At 68.4% G+C, this 26,534-nt stretch carries 19 protein-coding genes; 11 read left to right on the top strand and 8 right to left on the bottom strand.

Going from position 1 to position 26,534, the window contains the following annotated elements:
- From ACIGKL_RS24150 to ACIGKL_RS24140, 3 genes are all read right to left on the bottom strand, one after another.
- Positions 1-94: acyl-CoA dehydrogenase N-terminal domain-containing protein (locus tag ACIGKL_RS24150; RefSeq protein WP_147459074.1), on the bottom strand; the 94-nt coding region annotated here is incomplete at its 3' end.
- Between the two features lie 62 nt (positions 95-156).
- On the bottom strand, positions 157-789 hold the full coding sequence (locus ACIGKL_RS24145; protein ID WP_397488882.1) for a TetR/AcrR family transcriptional regulator: 633 nt from the start codon (positions 787-789) through the stop codon (positions 157-159).
- A 6-nt stretch (positions 790-795) separates the two neighbouring features.
- Positions 796-1,980, bottom strand: a complete 1,185-nt coding sequence (locus ACIGKL_RS24140; RefSeq protein WP_397488881.1) for an acetyl-CoA C-acyltransferase family protein — start codon at positions 1,978-1,980, stop codon at positions 796-798.
- Positions 1,981-2,240: 260 nt separating this feature from the next.
- Between ACIGKL_RS24140 and prpB the strand changes: the two genes are divergently transcribed.
- The 11 genes from prpB (at position 2,241) to ACIGKL_RS24085 (ending at position 18,770) form a co-directional block, all read left to right on the top strand.
- A complete protein-coding gene (prpB, locus tag ACIGKL_RS24135) occupies positions 2,241-3,137 on the top strand; it encodes a methylisocitrate lyase (protein WP_397488880.1) in 897 nt (298 codons plus the stop codon).
- 97 nt (positions 3,138-3,234) lie between these two features.
- Positions 3,235-5,844, top strand: coding sequence for a bifunctional aconitate hydratase 2/2-methylisocitrate dehydratase (acnB, locus tag ACIGKL_RS24130; protein WP_397488879.1), 2,610 nt, complete (start codon positions 3,235-3,237; stop codon positions 5,842-5,844).
- Between the two features lie 228 nt (positions 5,845-6,072).
- Positions 6,073-6,690, top strand: coding sequence for a translesion DNA synthesis-associated protein ImuA (gene imuA / locus ACIGKL_RS24125; RefSeq protein ID WP_397488887.1), 618 nt, complete (start codon positions 6,073-6,075; stop codon positions 6,688-6,690).
- Position 6,691: 1 nt separating this feature from the next.
- Positions 6,692-8,110, top strand: a complete 1,419-nt coding sequence (locus ACIGKL_RS24120) for a Y-family DNA polymerase (RefSeq protein WP_397488878.1) — start codon at positions 6,692-6,694, stop codon at positions 8,108-8,110.
- Positions 8,107-11,187, top strand: coding sequence for an error-prone DNA polymerase (locus ACIGKL_RS24115; RefSeq protein ID WP_397488877.1), 3,081 nt, complete (start codon positions 8,107-8,109; stop codon positions 11,185-11,187). Before ACIGKL_RS24120 ends, ACIGKL_RS24115 begins: the two co-directional genes overlap by 4 nt.
- Before the next feature lie 150 nt (positions 11,188-11,337).
- Entirely contained in the window at positions 11,338-11,814 is a 477-nt protein-coding gene (locus ACIGKL_RS24110) for a 2,4'-dihydroxyacetophenone dioxygenase family protein (protein WP_397488876.1), read from the top strand.
- Between the two features lie 62 nt (positions 11,815-11,876).
- Entirely contained in the window at positions 11,877-14,237 is a 2,361-nt protein-coding gene (locus ACIGKL_RS24105; protein ID WP_397488875.1) for an arylsulfatase, read from the top strand.
- A gap of 43 nt (positions 14,238-14,280) precedes the next feature.
- The gene (locus ACIGKL_RS24100; protein ID WP_397488874.1) at positions 14,281-15,114 is read left to right on the top strand and encodes an SDR family NAD(P)-dependent oxidoreductase; all 834 of its coding nucleotides are present in this window, start codon (positions 14,281-14,283) and stop codon (positions 15,112-15,114) included.
- 9 nt (positions 15,115-15,123) lie between these two features.
- Positions 15,124-16,383, top strand: coding sequence for an anaerobic sulfatase maturase (locus tag ACIGKL_RS24095; RefSeq protein ID WP_397488873.1), 1,260 nt, complete (start codon positions 15,124-15,126; stop codon positions 16,381-16,383).
- Between the two features lie 25 nt (positions 16,384-16,408).
- Positions 16,409-18,031 carry a methyl-accepting chemotaxis protein gene (locus ACIGKL_RS24090; RefSeq protein ID WP_397488872.1) on the top strand — a complete coding sequence of 541 codons (1,623 nt, stop codon included), beginning with the start codon at positions 16,409-16,411 and terminating at the stop codon, positions 18,029-18,031.
- Positions 18,032-18,044: 13 nt separating this feature from the next.
- Complete coding sequence (locus ACIGKL_RS24085; RefSeq protein WP_397488871.1) at positions 18,045-18,770, top strand: substrate-binding periplasmic protein; 726 nt, start codon at positions 18,045-18,047, stop codon at positions 18,768-18,770.
- 77 nt (positions 18,771-18,847) lie between these two features.
- Here the strand turns inward: ACIGKL_RS24085 and ACIGKL_RS24080 are convergent, their stop codons facing one another.
- The 5 genes from ACIGKL_RS24080 to ACIGKL_RS24060 form a co-directional block, all read right to left on the bottom strand.
- Positions 18,848-19,597 carry a hypothetical protein gene (locus ACIGKL_RS24080; RefSeq protein ID WP_397488870.1) on the bottom strand — a complete coding sequence of 250 codons (750 nt, stop codon included), beginning with the start codon at positions 19,595-19,597 and terminating at the stop codon, positions 18,848-18,850.
- A gap of 184 nt (positions 19,598-19,781) precedes the next feature.
- A complete protein-coding gene (locus tag ACIGKL_RS24075; protein WP_397488869.1) occupies positions 19,782-22,184 on the bottom strand; it encodes an RND family transporter in 2,403 nt (800 codons plus the stop codon).
- A 15-nt stretch (positions 22,185-22,199) separates the two neighbouring features.
- Positions 22,200-23,276: a YCF48-related protein gene (locus ACIGKL_RS24070; RefSeq protein WP_397488868.1), complete on the bottom strand. Its 1,077-nt coding sequence runs from the start codon at positions 23,274-23,276 to the stop codon at positions 22,200-22,202.
- A gap of 57 nt (positions 23,277-23,333) precedes the next feature.
- The gene (locus tag ACIGKL_RS24065) at positions 23,334-24,698 is read right to left on the bottom strand and encodes a DUF1329 domain-containing protein (protein WP_397488867.1); all 1,365 of its coding nucleotides are present in this window, start codon (positions 24,696-24,698) and stop codon (positions 23,334-23,336) included.
- A gap of 22 nt (positions 24,699-24,720) precedes the next feature.
- On the bottom strand, positions 24,721-26,529 hold the full coding sequence (locus tag ACIGKL_RS24060) for a DUF1302 domain-containing protein (protein ID WP_397488866.1): 1,809 nt from the start codon (positions 26,527-26,529) through the stop codon (positions 24,721-24,723).
- Positions 26,530-26,534 lie beyond the last annotated feature (5 nt).

Below are 26,534 nucleotides of genomic sequence, written 5' to 3'. Positions count from 1 at the left end.
CCAGGGCCGGCAGCTCGGCCCAGAGCTTGGAAACCTCGAACACTTCATTGAGCACGAAGCGCATGTCGCGCAGGGGGGCTTGGTAATCGGCCATGTTGGTATCTCTCGGATGATGCGGGCATGCGCGATGCCGTGATGGATAAAGTGCCGGCCGGATCAGCCGGCGCCAAGCGCCGGCCAGGCCAGCGGCAATGAGCGGGTGCTGGCCTGGCGCGGCGCCGGCTCGAGCAGGTTGTCCAGGGCTGCCAGCAGCAGCGCGCCGATCACTTCCTGGCGCTGCTGTGCAGGCAAGTCCGGGCACGCCGGCGGCAGGTTGTTGAGCCAGCCGACCAGCGCCTGCACGCCGAACCTAAGGCAGGCCGGCGCCCCACCCGCCCCGGCCTCCAGCAGCAGATGCGCCAGGCGCTCTTCGTAAGCGCTGCGCAGCTCCTGGATACGCAGGCGATGGGCCGGCGTCAGGCAGCGCAGCTCCTGCTCGGCCAACTGAAACTGCGCCGGGCGCCGTTCGTGCAGGGCGACATGGCGCTGCAGCAGCTGTTCCAGGCGCTGCCGGGCACTGCCCCTGGCGACGGCGCGCGGCGCGCCCAGCAGTTCCTCGTAGAGCTCCTCGATCAGCTCGAACAGCAGCTGTTCCTTGCTCTCGAAATGGTGATAGAGCGAGCCCGCGGCCATGCCCAGGTGCAGGGCCAGCTCACGCATGCCGACCTGGGCGAAGCCGCGTTCGGCGAACAGCGCCAGCGCCTTGCCGCGCAGGATCTCGAGCCTGGTCTCGGCGCACGCGCTAACCATGGCGGCTCACACGCGCTCGAAGATCGCGGCGATACCCTGACCGCCGCCGATGCACATGGTCGCCAGGGCATAGCGCCCGCCACTGCGATGCAGTTCGTGGATGGCCTTGGTCACGATGATCGCGCCGGTGGCGCCGATCGGGTGGCCGAGGGAAATACCCGAGCCATTGGGGTTGACCCGCGCCGGGTCGAAGTCCAGCTCACGGGCCACGGCACAGGCCTGGGCGGCGAACGCCTCGTTGGATTCGATCACGTCCAGGTCGGCCACCGTCAGGCCGGCACGCTGCAGCGCCAGGCGGGTCGCCGGAATCGGCCCCAGGCCCATCAGCTCGGGCTCGACGCCGGCGTGGGCATAGCTGACCAGGCGCGCCAGCGGACGCAGATTGTCGCTTTTGACCGCCGCGCCGCTGGCCAGCAGCAGCGCCGCGGCGCCGTCGTTGAGGCCCGAGGCATTGCCGGCGGTCACCGTGCCGCCCTGCTTGAAGGCGGTCTTCATCGCCGCCAGCTGCTCCAGGGCGACGTCGCCGCGCACATGCTCGTCGACCTCGAACAGCTGCACGCCTTTGCGGCTCTTCAGCTCCACCGGCACGATCTGGCCGGCAAAGCGCCCCTCGGCAATGGCGCGGGCGGCGCGCCGCTGGCTCTCCAGGGCCAGCTCGTCCTGCGCCTCGCGGCTGATGCCATGGCGCTCGGCCACGTTCTCCGCGGTGATGCCCATATGGATGCGCTGCAAGGGATCGTGCAGCACGCCGAGCATATAGTCCTGCGCCTGCATGTCGCCCAGGCGCGCGCCCCAGCGTGCGGCGGACATCAGGTACGGCCCGCGGCTCATCGACTCGGCGCCGCCGGCGATGGCCACCTCGGTCTCGCCCAAAAGCAGGCTTTGCGCCGCGGAAATCACCGCCTGCAGGCCGGAACCGCAGAGGCGGTTGACGTTGAAGGCCGGGGTCTCCTTGGACAGACCGGCATTCAGCGCCGCCACCCGCGCCAGGTAGGCGTCGCCCGGCTCGGTGGGTATCACATTGCCCAGCACCACGTGACCGACCCGCTCGGGTGCGCAGCCGGAACGCTGCAAGGCCGCGCCGACGGCGCTGCTGGCCAGTTGCGACAGCGCGACATCCTTGAGCGAGCCGCCGAAGGAGCCGATGGCGGTACGGGCGGCACTGACGATAAAGACTTCGGGGGTAGACATGGAGAACTCCGTTTAATGGCGATAACCGGTTGCTGTGGCGTGCACATCCAGCCGGATGGGGTGACCTCGCCGCATGCGTCCAATCTAGGGACAGCGGCGCCGGACGTCTTTTCATTTAGTGACAAGCGGCTGTCATTTCATGACAAAGCCTATTGATTGTCGACACTTCAATATACGCAGATTGACCAAGGCTACATTAATGAGTAATTTTCGACCAGCCATTGAAATATTGTCGACACACAACCAGCCAAAGGCCAATCATGCAATCAGCCTCCTCCGTCAAGACCCCCGGCCAGCGCTTCCGCCAGGCCCTCGCCATCGAGACGCCATTGCAGGTGATCGGTGCGATCAACGCCAACCATGCGCTGCTGGCCAAGCGCGCCGGTTTCCGCGCCCTCTACCTGTCCGGCGGCGGCGTCGCGGCCGGCTCCCTGGGCCTGCCGGATCTGGGCATCAATACCCTCGATGACGTGCTCACCGACGTGCGCCGCATCACCGATGTCTGCGACCTGCCGCTGCTGGTGGACATCGACACCGGCTTCGGCCCGAGCGCCTTCAATATCGAGCGCACCATCAAGAACCTGATCAAGGCCGGCGCCGCCGCCGCGCATATCGAGGACCAGGTCGGCGCCAAGCGCTGCGGCCACCGTCCGGGCAAGGAAATCGTCTCCTGCGAGGAAATGGTCGACCGCGTGCGCGCCGCCGCCGATGCCAAGACCGACCCGGATTTCTTCCTCATCGCCCGCACCGACGCGATCCAGGCCGAGGGCGTGGACGCCGCCATCGAGCGCTGCCAGGCCTATGTCGAGGCTGGCGCCGACGGCATCTTCGCCGAGGCTGCCTACGACCTGCCGACCTACCAGCGCTTCGTCGATGCCCTGAACGTCCCGGTGCTGGCCAATATCACCGAGTTCGGCGCCACCCCGCTGTTCACCCGCGACGAGCTGGCCTCGGTCGGCGTGGCCATCCAGCTCTACCCGCTGTCGGCCTTCCGCGCCGCCAACAAGGCGGCAGAAGCGGTCTACACCGCGATCCGCCAGAGCGGCCACCAGAAAGACGTGATCGAGCTGATGCAGACCCGCGCCGAGCTGTACGACCGCATCGGCTACCACGCCTTCGAGCAGAAGCTCGATGCGCTGTTCGCCACCAAGAAGTAACCCCCAGAACACCGGTGCGGCCGGGCACGCCCTGCCCGCACCCGAATACACCGTCCAGACCGCGCCAGATTGGTCTTCTGTCCCGAGGAAGCAAACCGTGCTTGAAACCTACCGCCACCATGTCGCCGAACGTGCCGAGCAGGGCCTGCCGCCCCTGGCGCTGAATGCCGAACAGACCGCCGCCCTGGTCGAACTGCTGAAAAACCCGCCGGCCGGCGAAGCCGCCTTCCTCCTCGAGCTGATCAGCCACCGCGTACCGGCCGGCGTAGACGAAGCCGCCTACGTCAAGGCCGGTTTCCTCTCTGCCATCGCCAAAGGCGAAACCGCCTCGCCGCTGATCGGCAAAGCGCGCGCCGTCGAGCTGCTGGGCACCATGCAGGGCGGCTACAACATCGCCACCCTGGTCGAGCTGCTCGATAACGCCGAGCTGGCCGAGGTGGCCGCCGCGCAGCTCAAGCACACCCTGCTGATGTTCGATGCCTTCCACGATGTGGCCGAGCGCGCCAAGGCCGGCAATGCCAACGCCAAGGCCGTGCTGCAGTCCTGGGCCGACGGCGAATGGTTCACCGCCCGCCCGGCGCTGGCCGAGAAGATCACCCTGAGCGTGTTCAAGGTGCCCGGCGAAACCAACACCGACGACCTCTCCCCCGCGCCGGACGCCTGGTCGCGCCCGGACATCCCGCTGCACGCCCTGGCCATGCTGAAGATGGCCCGCGACGGTATCGAGCCGCAGCAACCCGGCGCGGTCGGCCCGCTGGCGCAGATCGAGGCGGTCAAGGCCAAGGGTTACCCGGTGGCCTATGTCGGCGACGTGGTCGGCACCGGTTCCTCGCGCAAATCCGCCACCAACTCGGTGCAGTGGTTCTTCGGCGACGACATTCCCCATATCCCGAACAAGCGCGCCGGCGGCTTCTGCTTCGGCAACAAGATCGCGCCGATCTTCTACAACACCATGGAAGACGCCGGCGCCCTGCCGATCGAGTTCGACGTGGCCGCCCTCGATATGGGCGATGTGATCGACCTCTACCCCTATGCCGGCAAGGTCTGCAAACAGGGCAGCGAAGAAGTGCTGGCCCGCTTCGAGCTGAAGACTCCCGTGCTGCTCGACGAAGTGCGCGCCGGCGGCCGTATCCCGCTGATCATCGGCCGCGGCCTGACCGAGAAGGCCCGCGCCGAGCTGGGTCTCGCTCCGTCGACCCTGTTCAACAAGCCGGAGCAGCCGGCCGACAGCGGCAAGGGCTTCACCCTGGCGCAGAAGATGGTCGGCCGCGCCTGCGGTCTGCCTGAAGGTAAAGGCGTGCGCCCGGGCACCTACTGCGAACCGAAGATGACCACCGTCGGCTCCCAGGACACCACCGGCCCGATGACCCGCGACGAGCTGAAGGACCTGGCCTGCCTGGGCTTCTCCGCCGACCTGGTGATGCAGTCCTTCTGCCACACCGCCGCCTATCCCAAGCCGGTGGATGTGAACACCCACCACAGCCTGCCCGACTTTATGCGCAACCGCGGCGGCGTGTCGCTCAAGGTGGGCGACGGCATCATCCACAGCTGGCTGAACCGCATGCTGCTGCCGGACACCGTCGGCACCGGCGGCGACTCGCATACCCGCTTCCCGATCGGCATCAGCTTCCCGGCCGGCTCCGGCCTGGTGGCCTTCGCCGCCGCCACCGGCGTGATGCCGCTGGACATGCCGGAATCCGTGCTGGTGCGCTTCAAGGGCAAGCTGCAGCCGGGCATCACATTGCGCGACCTGGTCCACGCCATCCCCTACTACGCCATCCAGCAGGGCCTGCTGACCGTCGAGAAGAAGGGCAAGAAGAACATCTTCTCCGGCCGCATCCTCGAGATCGAAGGCCTGGACGAGCTGACCGTCGAGCAGGCCTTCGAGCTGTCCGACGCCTCCGCCGAGCGTTCCGCTGCCGGTTGCACCATCAAGCTGCCGGAAGCGGCCATCGCCGAATACCTGCGCTCCAACATCACCCTGCTGCGCTGGATGATCGGCGAAGGCTACGGCGACGCCCGCACCCTGGAGCGTCGCGCCCAGGCCATGGAAGCCTGGCTGGCCAAGCCGCAGCTGCTGGCGGCCGATGCCGACGCCGAGTACGCCGAGATCATCGAGATCGACCTGGCCGAGGTGACCGAACCGGTACTCTGTGCGCCGAACGACCCGGACGACGCCCGTCTGCTGTCCAGCGTGGCCGGCGACAAGATCGACGAAGTATTTATCGGTTCGTGCATGACCAACATCGGTCACTTCCGCGCCGCCGGCAAGCTGCTGGACAAGGTCAAGGGCGGTATCCCGACCCGCCTGTGGCTGGCCCCGCCGACCAAGATGGACGCCCACCAGCTGACCGAGGAAGGCTACTACGGCATCTACGGCCGCGCCGGCGCGCGCATGGAAATGCCCGGCTGCTCGCTGTGCATGGGCAACCAGGCGCGCGTGCAGACCGGCTCCACCGTGGTCTCCACCTCCACCCGTAACTTCCCCAACCGCCTGGGCGACGCCACCAACGTCTACCTGGCCTCCGCCGAACTGGCCGCGGTCGCCTCGATCATCGGCAAGCTGCCGAGCGTCGAGGAGTACATGCAGTACGCGCAGAACATCGACAGCATGGCTGGCGATATCTACCGCTACCTGAGCTTCGACCAGATCGCCGACTTCCGCGAAGCGGCGGCCAACGCCAAGATCCCGGTCGTGCAGGCCTGATCCCAGCGCTGTAGAACGAGCCCCGCCCCGTGCGGGGCTTGTTTATTGGGTGGAGTATTGCGCGCCCCCCAACAATCGAGCCGGCCATCTAGATCGGCAGTACCTCTCCTGGATTTCACTGCTCACGGCCGACGTATCCAGAGGGCCCACCGACGGCCGGCGCCTTGACCGGGTGCCGGGCAAACCGAATACTGTATGCATAAACAGTATTTGGACGATTTCAACGCCATGTCTTCCGTGGTCGCCCTCGAGCACCTCTTCGACAGCCGCCGCCTCTGGCGCGCCCAGGACGTTGGCCGCGCGCCCAGCGGCCAAACGACCGGCCATGCCGCGCTGGACGCCCTGCTGCCCGGCGGCGGCTGGCCCGAGGCGGCGCTGAGCGAACTGCTGGTGGCCGCCCCCGGTATCGGCGAACTGCGCCTGCTCTGGCCGACCCTGGCGCGTCTGACCCAGGCCGGCGAGCGCGTGGTGCTCATCGCCCCGCCCCACCTGCCCTACCCCCAGGCCTGGCTGGCGGCGCAGGTCGATCTGCGCCAGCTGAGCATCGTCCAGGCCCGCGGCCGCGACGCCCTGTGGGCAGCCGAGCAATGCCTGCGTTCGGGCAGTTGCGGCGCGGTGCTGTGCTGGCCGCAGCAGGCCGAGGATCGCGCCCTGCGCCGCCTGCAGGTGGCAGCCGAGACCGGGCAGACCCTGGCCTTCGCCTACCGCCCGCTGGGCGAGGCGATCAACCCGTCACCGGCGGCCCTGCGCCTGGCCATCGAGGCCCGGCCGGCGCAGCTGCGCGTACTCAAGTGCCGCGGCGGCCTGGCCCCGGCGCAGCCGCTGCCGGCCGCGGCCTGGTCCTGAGATGAACCCGCTCTGGGCCTGCATCCTGCTGCCGCAGCTGGCGCTCGATGGCGTCATGCGCCAGCGTGCCGAACCGACCGAGCCGCTGGTGCTGCTCGGCGGCCCGCCACAGCGACGCGTGCTGCAGGCGGTCAACCCGACGGCGCGCGCGCTGGGCCTCAAGCCCGGCCAGCTGCTCAGCGCGGCCCAGGCGCTGACCCGCGGCTTCGCCAGCGCCGACTACGATCTGGCCGCCATCGACCGCTGGCAGCAGTTTCTCGCCGCCTGGGCCTATGGTTTCAGCGCCCAGGTCAGCCTGCACTACCCGCGCTGTCTGTTGCTGGAGGTGGGTTCCAGCCTGGGTCTGTTCGGCCCCTGGCCGCGCTTCGAGGCGCGCCTGCGCCGGGAACTGGGCGAGCTGGGCTTCCAGCAGCGCATCTGCCTGGCGCCCAATCCGGTCGCCGCACGCATGCTGGCCAACGTCCACGACGGCCTGGCGATCAGCGACGCGGCCGAGCTGCGCGCCGCGCTCGAGCCCCTGCCTGTCGACCGTATCGGCCTGCCCCGCGAGACCGCCTCCGCCCTCGCCCGCATGGGCCTGCGCAACCTGCAACAGTTGCTCGCTATGCCACGCGACGGCCTGGCGCGGCGCTTTCCGGCCGAGCTGCTGCGCCACCTCGACAACCTGCTCGGCGAACGGGCGCTGGCCCTGGAGTTCTACCGCCCGCCGGATCGCTTCGATGCGCGCATCGAGCTCAACTTCGAGGTCGAGTCGCACCAGGCGTTGCTGTTTCCGCTGCGCCGCCTGACCGCCGATCTGGCCGCTTACCTGGCCGGGCGCGACAGCGGCGTGCAGCGTTTCACCCTGCATCTAGAGCACCGCAATCGCCCGGCCAGTCGGCTGACAGTGGGACTGCTCAGCGCCGAGCGCGACCCGGCCATGCTGCTGGAGCTGACCCGCGGCCGCCTGGAGCAGCTGCAACTGCCGGCGCCGGTGCTGGCGCTGCGCCTGGAGGCTCGCGAGCTGCCGGCCTTCGCCCCGCAGCACCGCCAGCTGTTCGACGAGCGTCCGCAGCAGTCGCTGCCCTGGGAGCAACTGCGCGAACGCCTGCGCGCGCGCCTCGGCGACGAGGCGGTGCAGGGCCTCGGCGCCCGCGCCGATCACCGCCCGGAGCAGAGTTGGCAGGCCGAGGGCGACAACCGCACGCCGCCGCTGCCCAGCGTCGGGCCGCGTCCCGCCTGGCTGCTGGGCGAGCCGCAGCCGCTGGCCGAGGCCGGCCTGCTGATCCTCGCCGGGCCCGAGCGCATCGAATCCGGCTGGTGGGACGGCGGCGACCTGCGCCGCGACTATTACCTGGTGCAAACCCGCAGCGGCCAGCGCGCCTGGGCCTTTCGCCCGGTCGGCGGCGGCCCGCTGCTGTTGCATGGCTGGTTCGCATGACGCCCGCCTACGCCGAGCTGCACTGTCTGTCCAATTTCAGCTTTCAACGTGGAGCCTCCAGCGCCCGCGAGCTGTTCGAGCGTGCCGCACGGCTCGGCTACCGGGCCCTGGCGATCACCGACGAATGCACGCTCGCCGGCATCGTGCGCGCCTGGCAGGCGGCCAAGGAGACCGGCCTGGCGCTGATCGTCGGCAGCGAGATGCCCATCGAGGGCGGTCCCAAGCTGGTGCTGCTGGCCGAGGACCTGGCCGGCTACCAGGCGCTGTGCCGGCTGATCACCGTCGCCCGGCGCCGCGCCGAGAAGGGCCGCTACCGCCTGCTGCGCGAGGACTTCGACACGCCGCTGGCCGGCCTGCTGGCCATCTGGCTGGCCGCGCCGCAGGCCAGCGATAGCGAGGGCAGCTGGTTGCGCCAGCGTTTTGCCGACCGCCTGTGGCTGGGCATCGAACTGCACCGCGGCGCCGACGACGGCGCCCGCCTGCGCCAGTTGCAGGCCCTGGCCGCGCGCCTGCAGATTCCCGCCCTGGCCTGCGGCGACGTGCATATGCACGCCCGTGGCCGCCGCGCCCTGCAGGACTGCATGAGCGCCATCCGCCAGCACCTGCCGGTGGCCGAAGCCGGCGCCTGGCTATTCCCTAACGGCGAGCGCCACCTGCGCCGGCGCGAGGAGCTGGCCGAGCTGTATCCACCGGAATTGCTCGACGAAACGCTACGGCTGGCCGAGCGCTGCCGCTTCGATCTGGGCCAGCTGCAGTACCAGTACCCCCACGAGCTGGTGCCGGCCGGGCACAATGCCAGCTCCTGGCTGCGTCATCGGGTCGAAGAAGGCCTGCGCTGGCGCTGGCCGAACGGCGCCAGCGCCCAGGTACGGGCGCAGGTCGAGCACGAGCTGGCGCTGATCGCCGAGCTGAGATACGAAAGCTACTTTCTCACCGTGCACGATATCGTCAGTTGGGCCCGCGAGCAGCACATCCTCTGCCAGGGCCGCGGCTCGGCGGCCAACTCCACGGTGTGCTTCGCCCTCGGCATCACCGAACTGAACCCGGACGGCTCGGGCAGCCGGCTGCTGTTCGAGCGTTTTCTCTCGCGCGAGCGCAACGAGCCGCCGGATATCGACGTCGACTTCGAGCACGAGCGCCGCGAGGAAGTCATCCAGTACGTGTTTCGCCGCTATGGCCGCCAGCGCGCCGCGCTGACCGCGGTAGCCAGCACCTACCATGGCGCCGGCGCGCTGCGCGACGTAGCCAAGGCGCTCGGCCTGCCGCCCGACCAGGTCGGCGCCCTGGCCGACTGCTGCGGACGCTGGAGCAACCGCATGCCGGACGCCGAGCGCCTGCGCGAGGCCGGCTTCGACCCGGACAGCCCGTCGCTGCACCGCATCCTGACCCTGAGCGGCGAGCTGGTCGGCTTTCCCCGCCACCTGTCGCAGCACCCGGGCGGCTTCGTCATCTCCGAGCACCCGCTGCAGACCCTGGTGCCGGTGGAGAACGCCAGCATGGCCGAGCGCACCGTAATCCAGTGGGACAAGGACGACCTCGACCTGGTCGGCCTGCTCAAGGTCGATATCCTCGCCCTCGGCATGCTCAGCGCGCTGCGCCGCTGCTTCGCCCTGATCGAGCGCTACCGCGGCACGCGCTGGACCCTGGCCGGCCTGCCGCAGGAGGATGCGGCGACCTACGCGATGATCAGCCGCGCCGACACCCTCGGCGTGTTCCAGATCGAGTCGCGGGCGCAGATGGCCATGCTGCCGCGCCTGCGCCCAAAGACCTTCTACGACCTGGTGATCCAGGTCGCCATCGTCCGCCCCGGGCCGATCCAGGGCGACATGGTCCATCCCTACCTGCGCCGGCGCAACGGCGAGGAGCCGGTGCAATACCCCTCCGCAGAGCTGATTCCGGTGTTCGAACGCACCCTCGGCGTGCCGCTGTTTCAGGAACAGGTGATGGAACTGGCCATGGTCGCCGCCGACTACAGCCCCGGCGAGGCCGACGAGCTGCGCCGCTCGATGGCCGCCTGGAAGCGCCACGGCGGGCTGGAACCGCATCGCCAGCGGCTGACCTCGCGCATGCTGGAAAAAGGCTACACGGCCGAGTACACCGCGCGCATCTTCCGCCAGATCGAGGGTTTCGGCAGCTACGGTTTTCCCGAATCCCATGCCGCCAGCTTCGCCCTGCTCACCTACGCCAGCTGCTGGCTGAAATGCCACGAGCCGGCCGCCTACGCCTGCGCCCTGGTCAACAGCTGGCCGATGGGTTTCTACAGCCCCGACCAGGTGCTGCAGGACGCCCGCCGCCACGGCATCGAGGTGCGCCCGGCGGACGTGCGCCACAGCGCCTGGGACTGCAGCCTGGAGCCAAGCGGCGGCGATCAGCCGGCAATCCGCCTGGGGCTGTGCATGCTGCGCGGCTTGCGCGAGGAGGATGCCCTGCGCATCGAGGCGGCGCGGCAGACGGCGCCCTTCAATGATGTGGACGACCTGTGCCGACGCGCCGCACTGGATGCCCGCGCCCGCGAGTGCCTGGCCGACGCCGGCGCCCTCCGCGGTCTGGCCGGCGACCGTTACCGCGCCCGCTGGGCAGTGGCCGGGGTGGAGCCGCAGCTGCCGCTGTTCGCCGGCCATTCCAGCCGCGAGGACCCCGTGGCGCTGCCGCAGCCGACGGTCGGCGAGGATCTGCTGACGGACTACGCCACCCTCGGCACCACCCTCGGCCCGCATCCGCTGGCGCTGCTGCGGCAGCGGCTGAAGGCCAAACGCTGCCGCAGCTCGCGCGAACTGGGCGCGGTCGAGCACGGCCGCCCGGTCAGCGTCGCCGGCCTGGTGATCGGCCGCCAGCGCCCGCAGACCGCCAGCGGGGTGATCTTCGTCACCCTGGAAGACGAGTTCGGCATGATCAACGTGGTGGTCTGGCACGACCTGGCCGAGCGCCAGCGCCGGGTGCTGCTGCAGTCACGCCTGCTGCGCATCGACGGCCACCTGGAAAGCGCCGACGGCGTGCGCCACGTGATCGCCGGGCGCCTGGTCGACCTGAGCCCGCTGCTGATCGGGCTCGAGGTGAAGAGTCGGGATTTCCAGTAGCGGTCGCGGGCCCCGGCCCGACATAGGCGAGAACGCGCTACCGGCAGATCGCCAGGAGCCACCCCCTGACAAGGGGGGTGGAAGGCAGCGGGCTGCCGCTCAGAATCGGCGAGGTGTGAATCCCACCCTGTTTGAGCCAAGGAGCCGCCCATGCTGTACGAATCGATCGACACCGCCGCCATCAACGCCGAAGACCTGCCCTGGGTGCCCTTCGCGCCCTACAGCGACGAGGTACTCGTCAAATACATCAAGTGCGACCCGGTGCGCGGGGAAACCATCACCCTGCTCAAGTCGCCCGCCGGCGTCACCATGCCCAAGCACCACCACTCCGGCACGGTGATCGTCTACACCATCAAGGGCGCCTGGAAGTACCTCGAGCACGACTGGATCTCCAAGGAAGGCGGCGTGGTCTTCGAGACCGCCGGCACCAGCCACACCCCCGTTGCCCTGGCCGAGTACGGCGACGAGATCATCACCCTGAATATCGTCCAGGGCGACCTGCTGTATTTCGACGAGAACGACAACCTCTGCGCCATCGAGAACTGGAAGTCGGGCGTCGAGCGCTACCTGGCCTACTGCAAGGCCAGCGGCATCGAGGCCAAGGACATCACCAGTTTCTCGGTCTGACGCCCCTCCCCACCCGCCGGAGCCGGCGGGTCTCGTCATAGCACAACCAGACGGAAGCCCTCATGATCAACAAGCCTCGTGCGGGAGAGATCGCCCTGGCGGTCGGCACGCTCCTCGGTACCTCGGTTGCCGCGGCGCAGGATCGCCTGCCCTTTCCTCCCACCCCGTCCGCCAGCGATGCCGGCCCGACCCTGCAGGAGTCCCGCCACCAGAAGCGTCAGGCCCAGGCAAAGCTGCCGGCCGATGCGCCGAATATTCTGGTGATCATGCTCGACGATGCCGGCTTCGCCCAAGCCGATACCGTTGGTGGCGGCATCCATACGCCGACCCTCAGCCGGGTCGCCGACAGCGGCATCCGCTACAACGCCTTCCACACCACCGCCATCAGCTCGGCGACGCGCGCCGCGCTGCTCACCGGGCGCAACCATCATCGGGTGGGCAACGGCGTGATATCCGAACTGGCCACCGACTGGGACGGCTACACCGGAGAAATCCCCAAGAGCTCGGCGACCATGGCCGAAGTGCTCAAGCAGTATGGCTACAGCACTGCGGCCTTCGGCAAGTGGCACAACACCCCGACCCACGACACCACGGCGGCCGGCCCCTTCGATACCTGGCCCACCGGCTACGGCTTCGACTACTTCTACGGTTTCCTCGCCGGCGAGACCTCCCAGTACGAGCCGCGTCTGTACCGCAACACCAGCCCCATCGAACCGCCCCGCGAGCCGGGCTACCACCTCAGCGAGGACCTCGCCGAGCAGGCGGTGAACTGGCTGCACGAACAGCAGACCCTGGCGCCGGACAAGCCGTTCTTCCTCTACTGGACCCCAGGCGCCGTGCACGGCCCGCACCAGGTCAACGCGAGCTGGGCGGACAAGTACAAGGGCCAGTTCGATGGCGGCTGGGATCGCTACCGCGAAGCAACCTTCGCCCGCCAGAAGGACCTCGGCTTCATTCCGCAGAACGCCCGGCTGACCCCGCGCCCGGCCGAGCTGCCGGCCTGGGACAGCCTCAGCGCCGAGCAGCAGCGCTACCAGGCCCGCCTGATGGAGGTGTATGCCGGTTTCATGGAGCATGCCGACACCCAGGCCGGCAAGATTCTCGACGAGCTGGAACGCCAGGGCGAACGCGACAACACCCTGATCTTCTACGTGTTCGGCGACAACGGCGCCTCTGCCGAAGGCATGGAAGGCAGCATCAGCGAGCTGCTGGCGCAGAACGGCATCCCCTTCCCCAAGGAACAGCAACTGCAGGTGCTCGACAGCATGTACGGCGGCCTGCCGGCGCTGGGCGGGGCCAAGCTGGAGAGCATGTACAACGCCGCCTGGGCCTGGGCCGGCTCCGGTCCCTTCCCCGGCACCAAGCTGGTGGCCGGCTACTTCGGCGGCACCCGCACGCCGCTGGCGGTGTCCTGGCCCAAGGGCATCGCCGCGGACCAGCGGGTGCGCAACCAGTTTCACCATGTCAACGACATCGCCCCGACCGTCTACGACCTCCTCGACATCGCGTCGCCGCAATCGGTCAACGGCGTCGCCCAGGATCCGCTGGACGGCGTGAGCATGCGCTACAGCTTCGCCGAGGCGCAGGCCGAGTCGCGCAAGCCGCCGCAGTACTTCGAGGTGCTCGGCAGCCGCGGCCTCTACAAGGACGGCTGGATGGCCTCGGTGTTCGGCCCGCGCAAGCCCTGGGTGCAGGGCTTCGCCCAGTTCATGGGCTGGCAGCCGCAGAACGACCGCTGGGCGCTGTACGACCTGCGCAGCGACTATTCGCAGGCCACCGACCTGGCGGACAAACACCCCGAGAAGCTCGCCGAGCTGCAGGCCGAGTTCGACGCGCAGGCCAAGGCCAACCACGTCTACCCCATAGGCGCCGGGCTGTATCCCTTCCTCGACCCGACGGTGCTGGCCGGCGACGGTCGCCGGGAGTGGCGCTTCGACGCGCGCACCAAGCGCCTGCCGGAGTTCGCCGCGCCCAACCTGCGCAGCCGCGGCAGCCTGGTGCGCGCCGAGGTCGAACTGCCGGAAAAGGCCAACGGGGTGATCTACGCGCTGGGCGGCATCAGCGGCGGCGTGACCCTCTATCTCGATGAAGGGCATGTGGTCTACGAGTACAACGCCATGGCCGTGGCGCGCATCAAGCTGCGTGCCGAGCGTCCGCTGGGCGCCGGCAGCGCGACCATCGAGGTGCGCACCCAGCCCACTGCCGCCAAGCCCGGCGCGCCGGTGCAACTGAGCCTGCTGGTCGATGGCGAGGAAGTGGCCAGCGGGGTGACGCCCTTCGCCCCGCCGCTGACCTTTACCGCCAGCGAGACCTTCGACGTCGCCGAGGACCTCGGCTCGCCGGTGGCCCTGGACTACTTCGAGCGCGCGCCCTTCGCCTTCGAGGGCAAGGTGCAGGACCTGCTCGTCCGCTACACCCCCTGACCCAACTGCAGGGCCGCGCCTGGCGTGGCCCCGAGGAGCACAGATGGCCATCGCCGACCTCAAGCACAAGAAAGTCCTGATCACCGGTGCCGCCTCCGGCATCGGCCGCGCCGCCGCACTGGCCTTCGCCCGCCAGGGCGCCACCCTGCTGCTGTGCGATATCGATGCGGCGACCCTGGAGTCGCTGCGCCAGCAGATCGCCGATGCCGGCAGCGAATGCTTCGCCTACACGGTGGATGTCAGCGACGCCACCGCCATGGCGGAAGTGGCGGCGCGCATCCATGTGGCCCAGGGCGCGCTCGACGTGCTGGTCAACAATGCCGGCGTCGGCTACCTGGGGCGCTTCCTCGACAGCGACCTGAAACACTGGCAGCGGGTGCTGGATATCAACCTGATGGGCGTGGTGCATGGCTGCTACTGCTTTATCCCGCGCATGATCGAGGCCGGCGGGCCGCGCCAGGTGATCAACGTGGCCTCGGCGGCAGCGCTGTTCCCCTCCCCCAGCATGGCCGCCTATGCGGCGTCCAAGCATGCGGTCTACGGCCTCGGCGAGGTGTTGAAGATGGAACTGCACGACACCCAGGTGCAGGTCACCACCCTGTGCCCGGGCGTGATCAACACGCCGATCGTGGCCAACCGCAGCAATATCGCCGCCTCGGTCAGCGACGAGCAGCTCGGCCGCCTGCAGGACTACTACCTGCGCAAGGGCTGCAGCCCGGATTTGGTGGCCGAGAGCATGCTGCGCGCGGTGAAGGAGGGCCGCGACCTGATCCTGGTCGGCCCCTTCGCCCGCCTGATCTTCCAGCTCAAGCGACTGTCGCTGGGCCTGCTGCGCAGCCTCATGCTCAAGGATGCGCGCAAGATCGGCTATCTCTGAGCCTGCGCCATGAGCGACCTTCAGCCGCAAGGCCTGCACCTGATGGCCAAACCCGTCGGGCCGATCTGCAACCTCGACTGCGACTACTGCTTCTACCTGGAGAAGGAGCGGCTGCACCCTGCGGGCAACCGCTTCCGCATGTCCGACGAGGTGCTGCGCGCCTACGTGCAGCGCTATATCGCGGCGCAGCGCAGCGCGGAAGTGGAGTTCACCTGGCAGGGCGGCGAGCCCACCCTGCTCGGCCTGGAGTTCTTCCAGCGCGCCATGGACTACCAGCGCCAGTTCGCCGGCGGCAAGCGCATCCGCAACACCCTGCAGACCAACGGCACCCTGCTCGACGACGCCTGGTGCGCCTTCCTCGCCCGCGAGGGTTTCACCGTCGGCATCAGCCTCGACGGGCCACGCCAGCTGCACGACCTGCACCGCCCGGACAAACGCGGCCGCTCCAGTTTCGACGACGTCATGCGCGGCCTGGCGCTGCTGCAGCAGCACGCGGTGCCCTACAACGTGCTGGTCACCGTGACGCGCGAGACCACGCAGCAACCGCTGGAGGTCTATCGCTTCCTCAAGGAGGCCGGCGTGCGCCATATCCAGTTCAACCCGGTGGTCGAGCGCGCGCCGAGCCTACCCGACGCTGCACGCGGTCAACAGTTCGCCACCCCGCCCGAGCTGCGTCTGCGCGACGTGCAGGCAACCACTGCGACGGTGACGGCGCAGAGCGTCGAGGCCGAGGCCTACGGCGAATTTCTCAACGCCATCTTCGACGAATGGGTGCGCCAGGACGTCGGCAGCGTGCACGTGATGAACTTCGAGTGGGCCCTGGCCGCCTGGTGCCAGCTGCCGCCCAGTGTCTGCCTGTTCGCCCCGCGCTGCGGCAAGGCGGCGATAGTCGAGCACGACGGCAGCCTGTACTCCTGCGATCACTACATGTACCCCGAGTACCGCCTCGGCGACATCCGCCAGCAGGACCCGGCCGAGCTGCTCGCCTCCCCCGCGCAGCAGGCCTTCGGCGCGGCCAAGGAAGAGACGTTACCGGACTACTGCCGCAGCTGCGACTACCTGTTCGCCTGCCACGGCGAGTGCCCGAAGAACCGCTTCATCGACACACCGGACGGCAAACCCGGGCTCAACTACCTGTGCGCCGGCTACCAGCGCTACTTCCGCCACCTCACCCCCTACCTCAACGCCATGGCCAAGCTCGTCGCCCATGGCCAGCCCGCCGAGCTGATCATGCAGGCCTTCCGCGGCCCGCTGCTGATCAAGTTGTAGCCCCCAGCCCAAGGAGAAACCCACCATGCTGGCCAGCCTCTCCATCCAGCGTCGCCTGCTGATCCTGACCCTGGCGCCGCTCGCGGCCCTGCTGCTGGTGATGGCCCTGGCCCTCGACATCGCCAGCCGGCTCAACCGGCACTTCGAGGAGCTGTTCGTCGACCGCATGCAGCCGATCAGCCAGATCAAGACCATGGCCGACGCCTATGCGGTGGACATGGTCGATGCCCTGCACAAGTACCGCGCCGGGCTGATCGCCGACGAACAGCTGCGCCAGACTTTCGCCACGTCCCGGCAGGAGACCGGCAAGGCCCTGAGCAGCTATGCCGCAACGCGCCTGACCAGCGATGAGCGCCAGCGCCTGCAGCGCATCCGGGCGCTGCTGCAGGAGGCCGACGGCCTGGCCGCAGGCTATCTGCGCCAGCTCGGCGAGCCACTGCGCGCGCAGGATGCCGGCAGCTTCAACCGCCAGCTCTACCGGGTTTTCGACCCGCTGAGCAGCGAGCTGGATAGCCTGGTGCAACTGCAACTGGACGAGGGTCGGAAACTGAGCGAGTCGACGCACGGCGATTACCTGCAAACGCGCAACCTCTTCGTCGCGGTGGGCCTGCTCGCCCTACTGCTGGTGCTCGCCGCTTCCTGGATCATCGCCCTCTCGATCATCCGCCCCCTGCGCCGCCTGTGCAGCCTTATCGGCGAGGTTCGCCGCAACTCCGACCTGACCCTGCGCGCACCGGTCGAGGGTCGCGACGAGCTGGCCACCACCGCGCAGGAGCTCAATGCCCTGCTCGAGCACTTCCACGGCCTGATCCGCCACCTCGGCGACACGGCCAGCCAGTTGGCAGCGGCCTCCGAGCAGATGAGCACGATCAGCATCCAGGTCAGCGACGCCACCGCCCAGCAGGGCCAGCAGGCGGCCCTGGTTGCCACGGCGGTACACGAGATGAGCGCGGCCATCCAGGAGGTGGCCGGCAGCGCGCAGAACACCTCCGGCAATGCCGGCGACGCCCGGCGGGAAGCCCATCTGGGCAGTGGCCTGGTGCAGTCCAACGTGCAGGCCATCGAACAGCTCAGCGCACGGGTCCAGCAAGGCGCCGGCGTGATCGACCGCCTGCATGCCAAGAGCGAGGAGATCGGCAGCGTGCTGACGGTCATTCAGAACATCGCCGGACAGACCAATCTGCTGGCCCTCAATGCAGCCATCGAGGCCGCCCGAGCCGGCGAGGCCGGACGCGGATTCGCCGTGGTCGCGGACGAGGTGCGCAGCCTGGCGAGCAACACCCAGCAAGCCACCGAGTCCATCCACAGCATGATCGCCGCCCTGCAGGAAGGTGCCCGCCAGGCGGTCGACGCCATGCGCCAGTCCTGCACCCAGGCCGACGAAAGCGTTGGCCACGCCAGACGCTCGGGCGAAGTGCTGCAGCATATCGCCGCGGCGGTCGACTGCATCGCCGACGGCAGCGTGCAGATCTCCACCGCCACCGAGGAACAGACCGCAGTGGCCGGCGACATCAGCCTGAACATCACCAACCTCAACGACAGCATTCAGGAGGTCGTCAGCGCCGCCCAACAGAACTCCGCAGCCAGCCGCGAACTGGCGCAACTGGCCAGCGGCCTGCAACAACAGGCGGTACGCTTTCGCACCTGAGGCGGCGGCTGCGATGAAGACTCTGCTCTGCCTGCCCCTGCTCTGCCTGTGCCTGCATGCCCAGGCCCGAGAGACGATCCGCGTCGGCGTCGAGCTGCAACCCTATCTGCCCTACTACGAGGTGCAGGACGGCGAGTACCGCGGCTACGCCCGCGAGCTGCTGGACGCCTTCGCCGCCGAGCGCGGCTACCGCTTCGTCTACACGGCGCTGCCGGTGCGGCGCCTGGATCGCGACTTTCTTGCCGGCCGCGTCGACCTGCGGTACCCCGACCACCCGCTATGGAACGCCGAGGAGAAGGCCGGTCGCCTCATCCACTACAGCCAGCCGACGGTGCCTTACCTCGACGGGATCCTGGTCAAGCCGGCGTACCTCGACCAGGGCTCGGGGCGCATCCGCCGGCTCGGTACGGTGAACGGCTTCACCCCCTGGCCCTACCTGGAGGACATCCGCACCGGGCGCATCCGCCTGGTGCAGAACAGCCGCATCGACTCCCTGCTGCGCATGGCGCTGGGCGACAGGGTCGACGCGGTGTACCTCAGCCCACGGGTGGCTGCCCATCAACTGCAGCAGTTGGGTCTCACGCCCAACGCGCTGGTGTTCGACCCGCAGCTGGCCTACGTGGAGGATCATTACTACCTGTCCAGCGCCGAGCGGCCGCAGCTGATCGCCGAATTCGACCGTTTCCTGCTGGAGCAGACCGCGCAGGTGGAGCAGATTCGCCAGCGTTACGGGCTGTGAGCCGTTCTCTCGGAGATTCGCTCGGCCAATCCGCCGCATTCGCCATACCAACACTCGCCGGGGCAGTGCTTGCCGCCCTACTCCGCCATCGGCACATCGGCCTGGGCAGCCAGCTCGTCTATGTCGATGACGCTGCGCGCCAGGTAGAACTCCACGCCACCCGAAGACTGCCCGACCGTGCTCGCCAGTATCCGCGTGCGCACGAAGCGATAGCCCTTGCGCGCCGCATCGAGCGGCTCGGACAGAGCCGCATCGCTCGCGCGTAGCGACACAAAGCCCTGGTTCAGGCGCTGGTCCAACGCCTGGCGCTCGCTCGCCGCCAGCCACGCAAAGGCCTCTCCGGCCAGGGGATAGCTGCGCGCCTGGTAGTCGAGCAGCAAATGCGCCATGTCCAGGCTCTGCTGGCGCAGCGCCTGGGTCAGCGAACCCACTGCGCGCTCGTCCCGCCGCAGTTGCGCCGTGGCCCAAGCCGCCATGGCTCGCTGCAGGCGCAGCATCTGCTGCAACAACAGCGGATAGCTGGCGGCCTCCTGCCGGGGCAGGCGCTCGAGGTCCTTGAACAGACGCTGCATGTCGCCCAGGTGCGTGGCCATCGGCTCCGGCTGGCCGAGCTGAACCGTGCGGGTCGCCAGCAGGTTCAGGCTGTCGTAGCTGGCCGCCAGCACCCGCGAGTCCGGTTCTTTGTGGGCCGGGTTGAAATAAAGCAAGGCACTGGAGCACAGCAGCGCGCTACGCGTACGGATCTCGTGCAGGTGCTGCGCCTGTTCGTCCGCACAGGCGCTCAGCGCATACAGCCATCCCAGCAACAACAGCCCAGCCAGGCGCATATCGGTTCCCTCCTGCCAACGATGATGGAGTCGCAAGTAACCGCCTATCGGCGCCAGCGGGTTAGACCTGCCGCATCAGCCGCAACCACCGCGCCGAGCGGCGTTTCCGTGCGATGGCCTACCAGACCGCTCGGAGGCCTGGCAGGTGTGGCTGCGCAAAGCTCAGCAGCGCACGGCACTGACCTCAGGACGCCTTCCTGAGCAGGAAGTGCGACAGTGCGGGGATCAGCAGCAGCGCGCCGATCATGTTCCAGAGGAACATGAAGGTGAGCAGGATGCCCATGTCGGCCTGGAACTTGATCGGCGACCAGGCCCAGGTGACCACGCCGGCAGCCAGGGTGACGCCGACCAGGGCGACCACCTTGCCGGTGAAGGCCACCGCGTTGCGGTAGGCCGCCGCCAGCGGTACTCCGGCGCGCTGCTGAGCCAGTTGCACGCTGAGCAGGTACAGCGCGTAGTCCACACCGATGCCGACGCCGAGGGCGATCACCGGCAAGGTGGCCACCTTCACCCCCATGTCCAGCCAGACCATCAGCGCCTCGCAGAGGATCGAGGTGAGCATCAGCGGCAGCACGGCCACCAGCACCGCGCGCCAGCTACGGAAGGTCACGAAACAGAGCAGGGTCACCGCGGCGTAGACATACAGCAGCATGATCCGGTTGGCCTCGCGCACCACGATATTGGTGGCGGCCTCGATCCCGGCGCTGCCGGCCACCAGGAGGAACTGGCGCTCGTCGGTGCTGTGCTCACGAGCGAAGTTCTCCGCCACCTGCACCATATGATCCAGGGTCTCGGCCTTGTGGTCGCTCAGGTAGGCCACCACCGGCATCATCGAGCAGTCGGTGTTGAACAGCTCGGGGTTGTTCACCGAGGCCTGCTGGGCGCCGTAGTTCAGCACGTTCTGGTTGCGCGCGATGGTCAGCCACTTGGGGTTGCCCTCGTAGGAGCCGGCGGTGATCTGGCGCACCGCGTTGACCAGCGACACGGTGGTCTGCACCCCGCTCTGCTGCTGCAGCAGCCAGCCCAGGCGGTCGGCCTCGACCAGGCTTTCGTACTTCAGGCAACCTTCGCTGGGCGTCTTCAGCATCACCGCGAACAGGTCGCTGGACAGCGAGTAGTTGGCGGTGATGTAGGCGTTGTCCAGGTTGTAGCGCGAATCGGCGCGCAGCTCGGGGGCGCCGGGGTCGAGGTCGCCGATCTTCAGCTGCAGGCTGACGGCGAAGCCGGCCACCGCCAGGATCGCCGCCACCGCCAGGGTGACGCTCGCCCAGCGCCGCTCGGTGAAGCGGTCGAGCCAGCCCCAGACGGCGCCCAGGCCGCGCCCGCGCTCCTCCTCGCGCTCGTGGCGCAGGCTGCGCGCGGCGGCACGCTCACTGACGCCCAGGTAGGACAGCAGCACCGGCAGCAGCACCAGGTTGGTGAAGATCAGCACGGCCACGCCGATGCTGGCGGTGATCGCCAGGTCCTGGATCACCGGGATGTCGATCAGCATCAGCACGGCGAAGCCCACGGCATCGGCCAGCAGCGCGGTGAGGCCGGCGAGGAACAGGCGGCGGAAGGTGTAGCGCGCGGCCACCAGCTGATGGGTGCCGCGCCCCACGTCCTGCATGATGCCGTTCATCTTCTGCGCGCCATGGGACACGCCGATGGCGAACACCAGGAAAGGCACCAGGATGGAGAACGGGTCCAGCGCGTAGCCGAGCAGCGCCACCAGGCCCAGCTGCCAGACCACGGCGATCAGCGAACAGCTGACCACCAGGGCGGTGCTGCGCACGCAGCGGGTGTAGGCGTAGATGACGGCGGTGGCGATCGCCGCCGCGGCGGCGAAATAGGCCATGACCTGCAGCAGGCCGTCGAGCAGGTCGCCGATCAGCTTGGCGAAGCCGATCACGCGGATCTTCACCGCCGTGCCGTCCTGGTTCTCGTACCTGGCCCGCAGCTTGTCCTCGATCACCCGGGAGAAGGCGTGATAGTCGATGGCCTGGCCGCTGACCGGGTCCTTGTCCAGCAGCGGCACGAAGATCATGCTGGAGCGGAAGTTGTTGCCCACCAGGCTGCCGACTATGCCGGAGCGGGCGATGTTCAGGCGCAGCTGCTCGACGCCGGCCGCCGAGCCGTCGTAGGAGTCCGGCATCACCGGCCCGCCCTGGAAGCCCTCCTCGGTCACCTCGGTCCAGCGCACCGCCGGGGTCCACAGCGACTTCATCCAGGCGCGGTCGACGCCCGGGGTGACGAACAGCTCGTCGTTGACCTCCTTGAGCACCTGCAGGTAGGCGGGATCGAAGATGTCGCCCTCAGTGCTCTCCACCACCACCCGCACGGCGTTGCCCAGGCCGCGCAACGAGTCGCGGTTGTCCAGGTAGTTTTTGATGAACGGCTGGCTCTGCGGCAGCATCTTCTCGAAGCTGGCGGTCAGGCTCAGGCGGGTCGCCGCCGCATAACCCAGCGCCAGGGTGACCAGCATGCAGGCCAGCACCACCAGCAGGCGGTTGTTGAAGATGCTGCGTTCCAGCAGGCTGCCGGAGCGCGAATCGAAGCCCGGCAGTTCCCGCACCACCGGCATGCCGTCGTGCTCGTAGTTACCCATTTCTCTATCTCTCTGTCATTGCACGGGCAGCTGGCGCACGCCGCGCGTGCCGACCAGCAGCAGAGCCTGCGGCCCGGACGCCTGGGCGGCAGCCACCGGCGCCATGGCGGCCTGGGGTTGCAGCTGGAAGCTGGCGCCGTCGTCGCGGCTCAGCAGCAGATGGCCGGCCTGGCTGAGCAGCGCCAGGCGACCGTCGGCAAGCAGGGTGCCCGCGGTGATGCTCACCGGCAGGTCGGTCTCGACCTGGCCCCAGCTGGCGCCAGCGTCGACGCTGCGAAAGACGTTGCCGCGCAGGCCGAACACCAGGGCCACGCCCGGCTTGCCGAGCAGGCCGAAGAAGCTACCGGCGTAGCCCGTGGGGCTGGATTCGAAGCGCCCGCTGGCGCGATCGAGCTTCAGCAGCAGGCCCTGCTCGCCGGCGATATACAGCTCGCCGTCGGCCGGGCGGATGGCATGCAGGTTGAGCGCGCTGGGGTTGTCCGTGCGCTCCATCCAGGGCGTCCAGCTACGGCCGCCGTCCTCGGTGCGGAAGATCAGGTTGAAGGCGCCGACTATGTAGCCGACCCGCTCGCTCTCGAACCAGACATCCAGGAACGGCTTGTCGGCGCCCTCCTCGGTCATGCGCTGGGCCTCGCCGACCAGCGCGTTCAGGGTTTCGTCGTCCGGGTTGGCGCGCGCCAGCTCGCGGTAGTGTTGGAGCATGACGGGGCCGACCCGGCGGCCGTCGAATTGACGCTGCCAGCTCGCCCCGCCATCGGCGCTGTGCAGCACCACGCCGTCGTGGCCGACGGCCCAGCCGTGGCTGGCGGTGGGGAACTGCACCGCTACCAGGTCGGAGCTGACCGGCACGCTGGCCTGCCGCCAGCTCTGGCCACGGTCGTCGGAATAGAGGATGTGGCCGCGCTGACCGACCGCCACCAGGCGCTCGCCGGCTCCGGCCAGGCCAACCAATAGGCCGTGTTGGGCGAACGGGCTGATCTGTGCCGGCGTATCCAGCACGTCGACGAAGCCCTGCGCCACCACCGGGCGGCAGAACGGCGCGCTCAGCGCTACCAGCAGCGCGGTCCACTGGGCCCACTTGAGAATATTCATGCTTCGATCTCGTCGAGGGCCACCGGCGCCTTCAGGCTCCGGTGGCATGGCGCTGAATCAGCGGATACCGGTTCCGGCGAGGGAATCGGGCGCCCACTGGATCTTGGAGAGCGGCTCGATGTACTTCACGCCACCGTGCGGGCCGTAGATGCCGGTAATGTTGTAACTGCCGGAGACGAAGTCGTAGAACATGTGGTTGTCCGAGTTCGGCGCCTGCACGTCGTAGCTGTAGGCCATATGGGCGAAGGCGCCGCGATACAGCTGCCCACGGGCATCGAAGGCATCGGAGGCCAGGGCGATCCAGCTATCCTCGTCGAGGTAGAAGGTGCGCTTGCTGTAGATATGGCGCTTGCCCGGCTTGAGAGTCGCCTCGACTACCCACACGCGGTGCAGCTCCCAGCGCACCAGGTCAGGATTGACGTGGTTCGGCGTGGTGATGTCGGCCGCCTTCTCGTGGTAGTTGAGCTTGTAGGTGTTGTACGGCACGTACATCTCCTTCTTGCCCACCAGCTTGAAGTCGAAACGGTCCATCGCACCGTTGAATACCCAGGCGTCGTCGTAGGTCGAGCTGCCGGCCGAACCCGGGTTCGGCGTGTCGTAGGCGATGTCGGGGGCCAGCTTCACCCGGCGCTGCCCGGGCAGGTACTGCCAGCCGCGCCGCGGCTTCTTCAGCGGGTTCACCGCGTCGATCAGCAGGATCGCCTCGCCGGCGCGACGCGCCGGGCCCTGGTAGTAGAGCTTGGTCTTGAAGTACAGGTCCTCCGGCTTGGCCGGCACGTCGTTGCGCTCGGGGGCGAACAACGGGTACTCCAGATAGGCGTCGCCGGTGGTGGCCAGGGACGCGTTGCCCGAGGCGTCGACGTTCCACGAATCGTACTTGGAGTTGATCGCGTGGCCCTGATAGCGCAGCAGGTGGTTCCACATGGCCTCGTGGCCATCGTTGGGAATCGGGAAGGGCACGCCCGGCAGGACGTTTTCCAGCGCCAACCCCTCGCCCGCGGTGCGTGCCGCCGTGGCGTTCTTGCGGGTGTTTTCCAGCAGGCGCTGCGGCAAGGCAACGGTGCGATGGGTCGGATAGACGTCCAGGCGGTAGGACGGGAAACGCTTGAGCAGCTCCTGGGTCGCGACGGTCAGCTTGTCGGCATGCTCGGCGGCGTTCTTGCCATCGATCACCAGGCGCGGCTGCTCGTCGGCGAAGGGGTCCAGGCGCATGGAGCTGCCGGCCTGATAACCGCCCGGCACGGTGGTCAGGCCGCCATTGTAGGCGGGGATGCTGCCGTCGGCGTTGCCGGCTTGCTCGGCACCGACCGCGGTGAGGCTCTGCCCCAGCTGCGCGGCCTGCTCCGGCGACACCGCGCCCTGGGCGGCCGCGACCACGGCCAGCGACAGCGCGCTGGCCATCAAGGATTGGATAAGGGTCATCTCTGATCTCCCGGATCGTTGCTCAGAAGGTTGTCTTGAAGGTGAAGGTGACCATGCCGCGATCCTTCAGCTGAGCCGGGGTGCCGGCGAAGGCGGTGGTCTGGCCCGGCACACAGGCATAGGGGTTGGCCGGATTGCCTGGCGCCGCGCCGTCGGTCGGCGACTCGCAGGTATCGAAGGGGCCGAAGTTGTCCACGTACTTGAGGTCGAAGCGGTACTGGTTGCGCACGTCGGCGGCGATCCCCACCGAGTAGCTGCCGGAGTCCTCGTTGCCGCCCAGTTGCACGGCCGAGTGGCCGTTGAGGCCGACGTTGTAGGTCAGCGGCAGGTGGATATCGACGCCGGGGAAGACCTGGTACCAGGTCGGGGTGAAGTTGACGCCGAGCACGTAGTTGTCGCGGGTGACCTTGTCGACGCCGCGGTACCAGTCCTCGCCCTTGAACAGCTGCTGGTTTTCCGTCACGTCCAGCCAGCGGCTGTAGGCCAGTTCGACCAGCAGCGAGGCGCCGTCCCACACCGGGGTGTCGGCGAAGGTGGTCAGGCCGTTGACCACCGCATGCAGCGTCTTGCCGCGCGCCACGCCGTTGTCGCCGTCGAAGCCGGCGATGAAGCCCGGCGCGCCGATGGCCGCAGCGGCCGGGTTGACGTTGGCCGGAACGCTGGCCAGCGGCATGTTCTCGCGATAGTTGAGGTCCAGGCCCACGCTGACGCCGGCGATGTTCTTCGACAGGCTGATGCCGTACACGTCGATGTCGTCGACATAGAACTGGTTGTAGCTGCCGACCACGCCGGAGATCAGCTGCGGTATGCCGACCGCCCCGGGTTGCAGCGCCAGGTTCGGCAGCACGTCGGAGGTGTTGCGGTAGTACAGGCCGAGGGTGCCGTCTAGCCACTCCGGGCTCCACTTGACCATCAGGCCGAAGTCGCCGCGCTTGTCCGGGGTATGGGTGTGCCCGCCGGTCAGGTAGAGAAACTGCGGCGCGCCGGGTAGCAGGCCGAAGCCCGGATTGGGCTGGGCGATCAGCGCCAGGTCGTCGCTGCCATGCTGGATCGCGTCGTTGAAGCCCAGGTAGGTGCCGGACTCGGGTAGGCGCGAGGCGTCCCAGTCGAGGAAGTACTGGGCGCCGAACGACAGCTCCGGGGTCAGGTTGAGGTTCATCGAGATCTGATTGCGCGGGATGAACAGCTCCTTGGCCTCGGTACCCGGCACCGCCAGGGCCTTGGCGATGTCCAGGCCGGACTGGCCGTAGCTGTTGCCATGGGCGAAGGCCAGGATGCTCTCACCCCAGTACTGGGTATGGCTGCCGAGCTTGGCGCTGAGCAGCGACTCCTCGCCGAGCTCCACGCTGGCGAAGACGAAGGCGTCCAGCACCTCCGAGGACGGCCCGTTGAAATAGCGCTCGGCGTAGCTGCTCAGCCCGCGCGAATCGGCGACGCCACCCTCGTACTGGTTGGTCGCGGCGTTGACGCTGCCGACCTTGTCGTAGGCATGGTCGTACCAGCTGTTGCCGCTGATGCGAAAGCCGAACTGGCGGCGGTAGACCACGTCCAGCTCGTGCAGCACGTCGATGCGCTGCGACACCGCGCTGCCGGCCGAGAAGTTGCGGTTGCCGTCGTTGTTGTTCCAGGCATTGGCCAGCTTGGAGTTGGCGCTCTCCACACGCTGGGCGTAGTTGAGCTTGACCGTGTTGTCGAAGCGTACCTGCAGGTCGTCGATGCCGGTATCCAGCTCGAAGGCGTGCACGGGCAGGCTGCCCAGGCCGACCAGCACGGCCGAGGCCAGCAGGCTCGGACGCAAGGGGTGGCAGTTTTTATTGTTGTTGTTCTTCATCGTGG

This window comes from Pseudomonas sp. NPDC077186, assembly GCF_044543505.1.
Classification (GTDB): Bacteria; Pseudomonadota; Gammaproteobacteria; order Pseudomonadales; family Pseudomonadaceae; genus Aquipseudomonas.
The sequence above is the reverse complement of the archived record's forward strand: the minus strand, read 5'-3'. Positions and strand labels throughout refer to the sequence as shown.

Bases quoted from the DNA above. Each gene is read 5' to 3' on its own strand.
- ACIGKL_RS24140 (WP_397488881.1), bottom strand. From the start codon at position 1,980: ATGTCTACCCCCGAAGTCTTTATCGTCAGTGCCGCCCGTACCGCCATC.
- ACIGKL_RS24085 (WP_397488871.1), top strand. From the start codon at position 18,045: ATGAAGACTCTGCTCTGCCTGCCCCTGCTCTGCCTGTGCCTGCATGCC.
- ACIGKL_RS24060 (WP_397488866.1), bottom strand. From the start codon at position 26,529: ATGAAGAACAACAACAATAAAAACTGCCACCCCTTGCGTCCGAGCCTG.
- ACIGKL_RS24145 (WP_397488882.1), bottom strand. From the start codon at position 789: ATGGTTAGCGCGTGCGCCGAGACCAGGCTCGAGATCCTGCGCGGCAAG.
- ACIGKL_RS24095 (WP_397488873.1), top strand. From the start codon at position 15,124: ATGAGCGACCTTCAGCCGCAAGGCCTGCACCTGATGGCCAAACCCGTC.
- imuA (WP_397488887.1), top strand. From the start codon at position 6,073: ATGTCTTCCGTGGTCGCCCTCGAGCACCTCTTCGACAGCCGCCGCCTC.
- ACIGKL_RS24100 (WP_397488874.1), top strand. From the start codon at position 14,281: ATGGCCATCGCCGACCTCAAGCACAAGAAAGTCCTGATCACCGGTGCC.
- ACIGKL_RS24115 (WP_397488877.1), top strand. From the start codon at position 8,107: ATGACGCCCGCCTACGCCGAGCTGCACTGTCTGTCCAATTTCAGCTTT.
- ACIGKL_RS24105 (WP_397488875.1), top strand. From the start codon at position 11,877: ATGATCAACAAGCCTCGTGCGGGAGAGATCGCCCTGGCGGTCGGCACG.
- ACIGKL_RS24075 (WP_397488869.1), bottom strand. From the start codon at position 22,184: ATGGGTAACTACGAGCACGACGGCATGCCGGTGGTGCGGGAACTGCCG.
- ACIGKL_RS24090 (WP_397488872.1), top strand. From the start codon at position 16,409: ATGCTGGCCAGCCTCTCCATCCAGCGTCGCCTGCTGATCCTGACCCTG.
- prpB (WP_397488880.1), top strand. From the start codon at position 2,241: ATGCAATCAGCCTCCTCCGTCAAGACCCCCGGCCAGCGCTTCCGCCAG.
- ACIGKL_RS24120 (WP_397488878.1), top strand. From the start codon at position 6,692: ATGAACCCGCTCTGGGCCTGCATCCTGCTGCCGCAGCTGGCGCTCGAT.
- ACIGKL_RS24065 (WP_397488867.1), bottom strand. From the start codon at position 24,698: ATGACCCTTATCCAATCCTTGATGGCCAGCGCGCTGTCGCTGGCCGTG.
- ACIGKL_RS24110 (WP_397488876.1), top strand. From the start codon at position 11,338: ATGCTGTACGAATCGATCGACACCGCCGCCATCAACGCCGAAGACCTG.
- ACIGKL_RS24080 (WP_397488870.1), bottom strand. From the start codon at position 19,597: ATGCGCCTGGCTGGGCTGTTGTTGCTGGGATGGCTGTATGCGCTGAGC.
- ACIGKL_RS24070 (WP_397488868.1), bottom strand. From the start codon at position 23,276: ATGAATATTCTCAAGTGGGCCCAGTGGACCGCGCTGCTGGTAGCGCTG.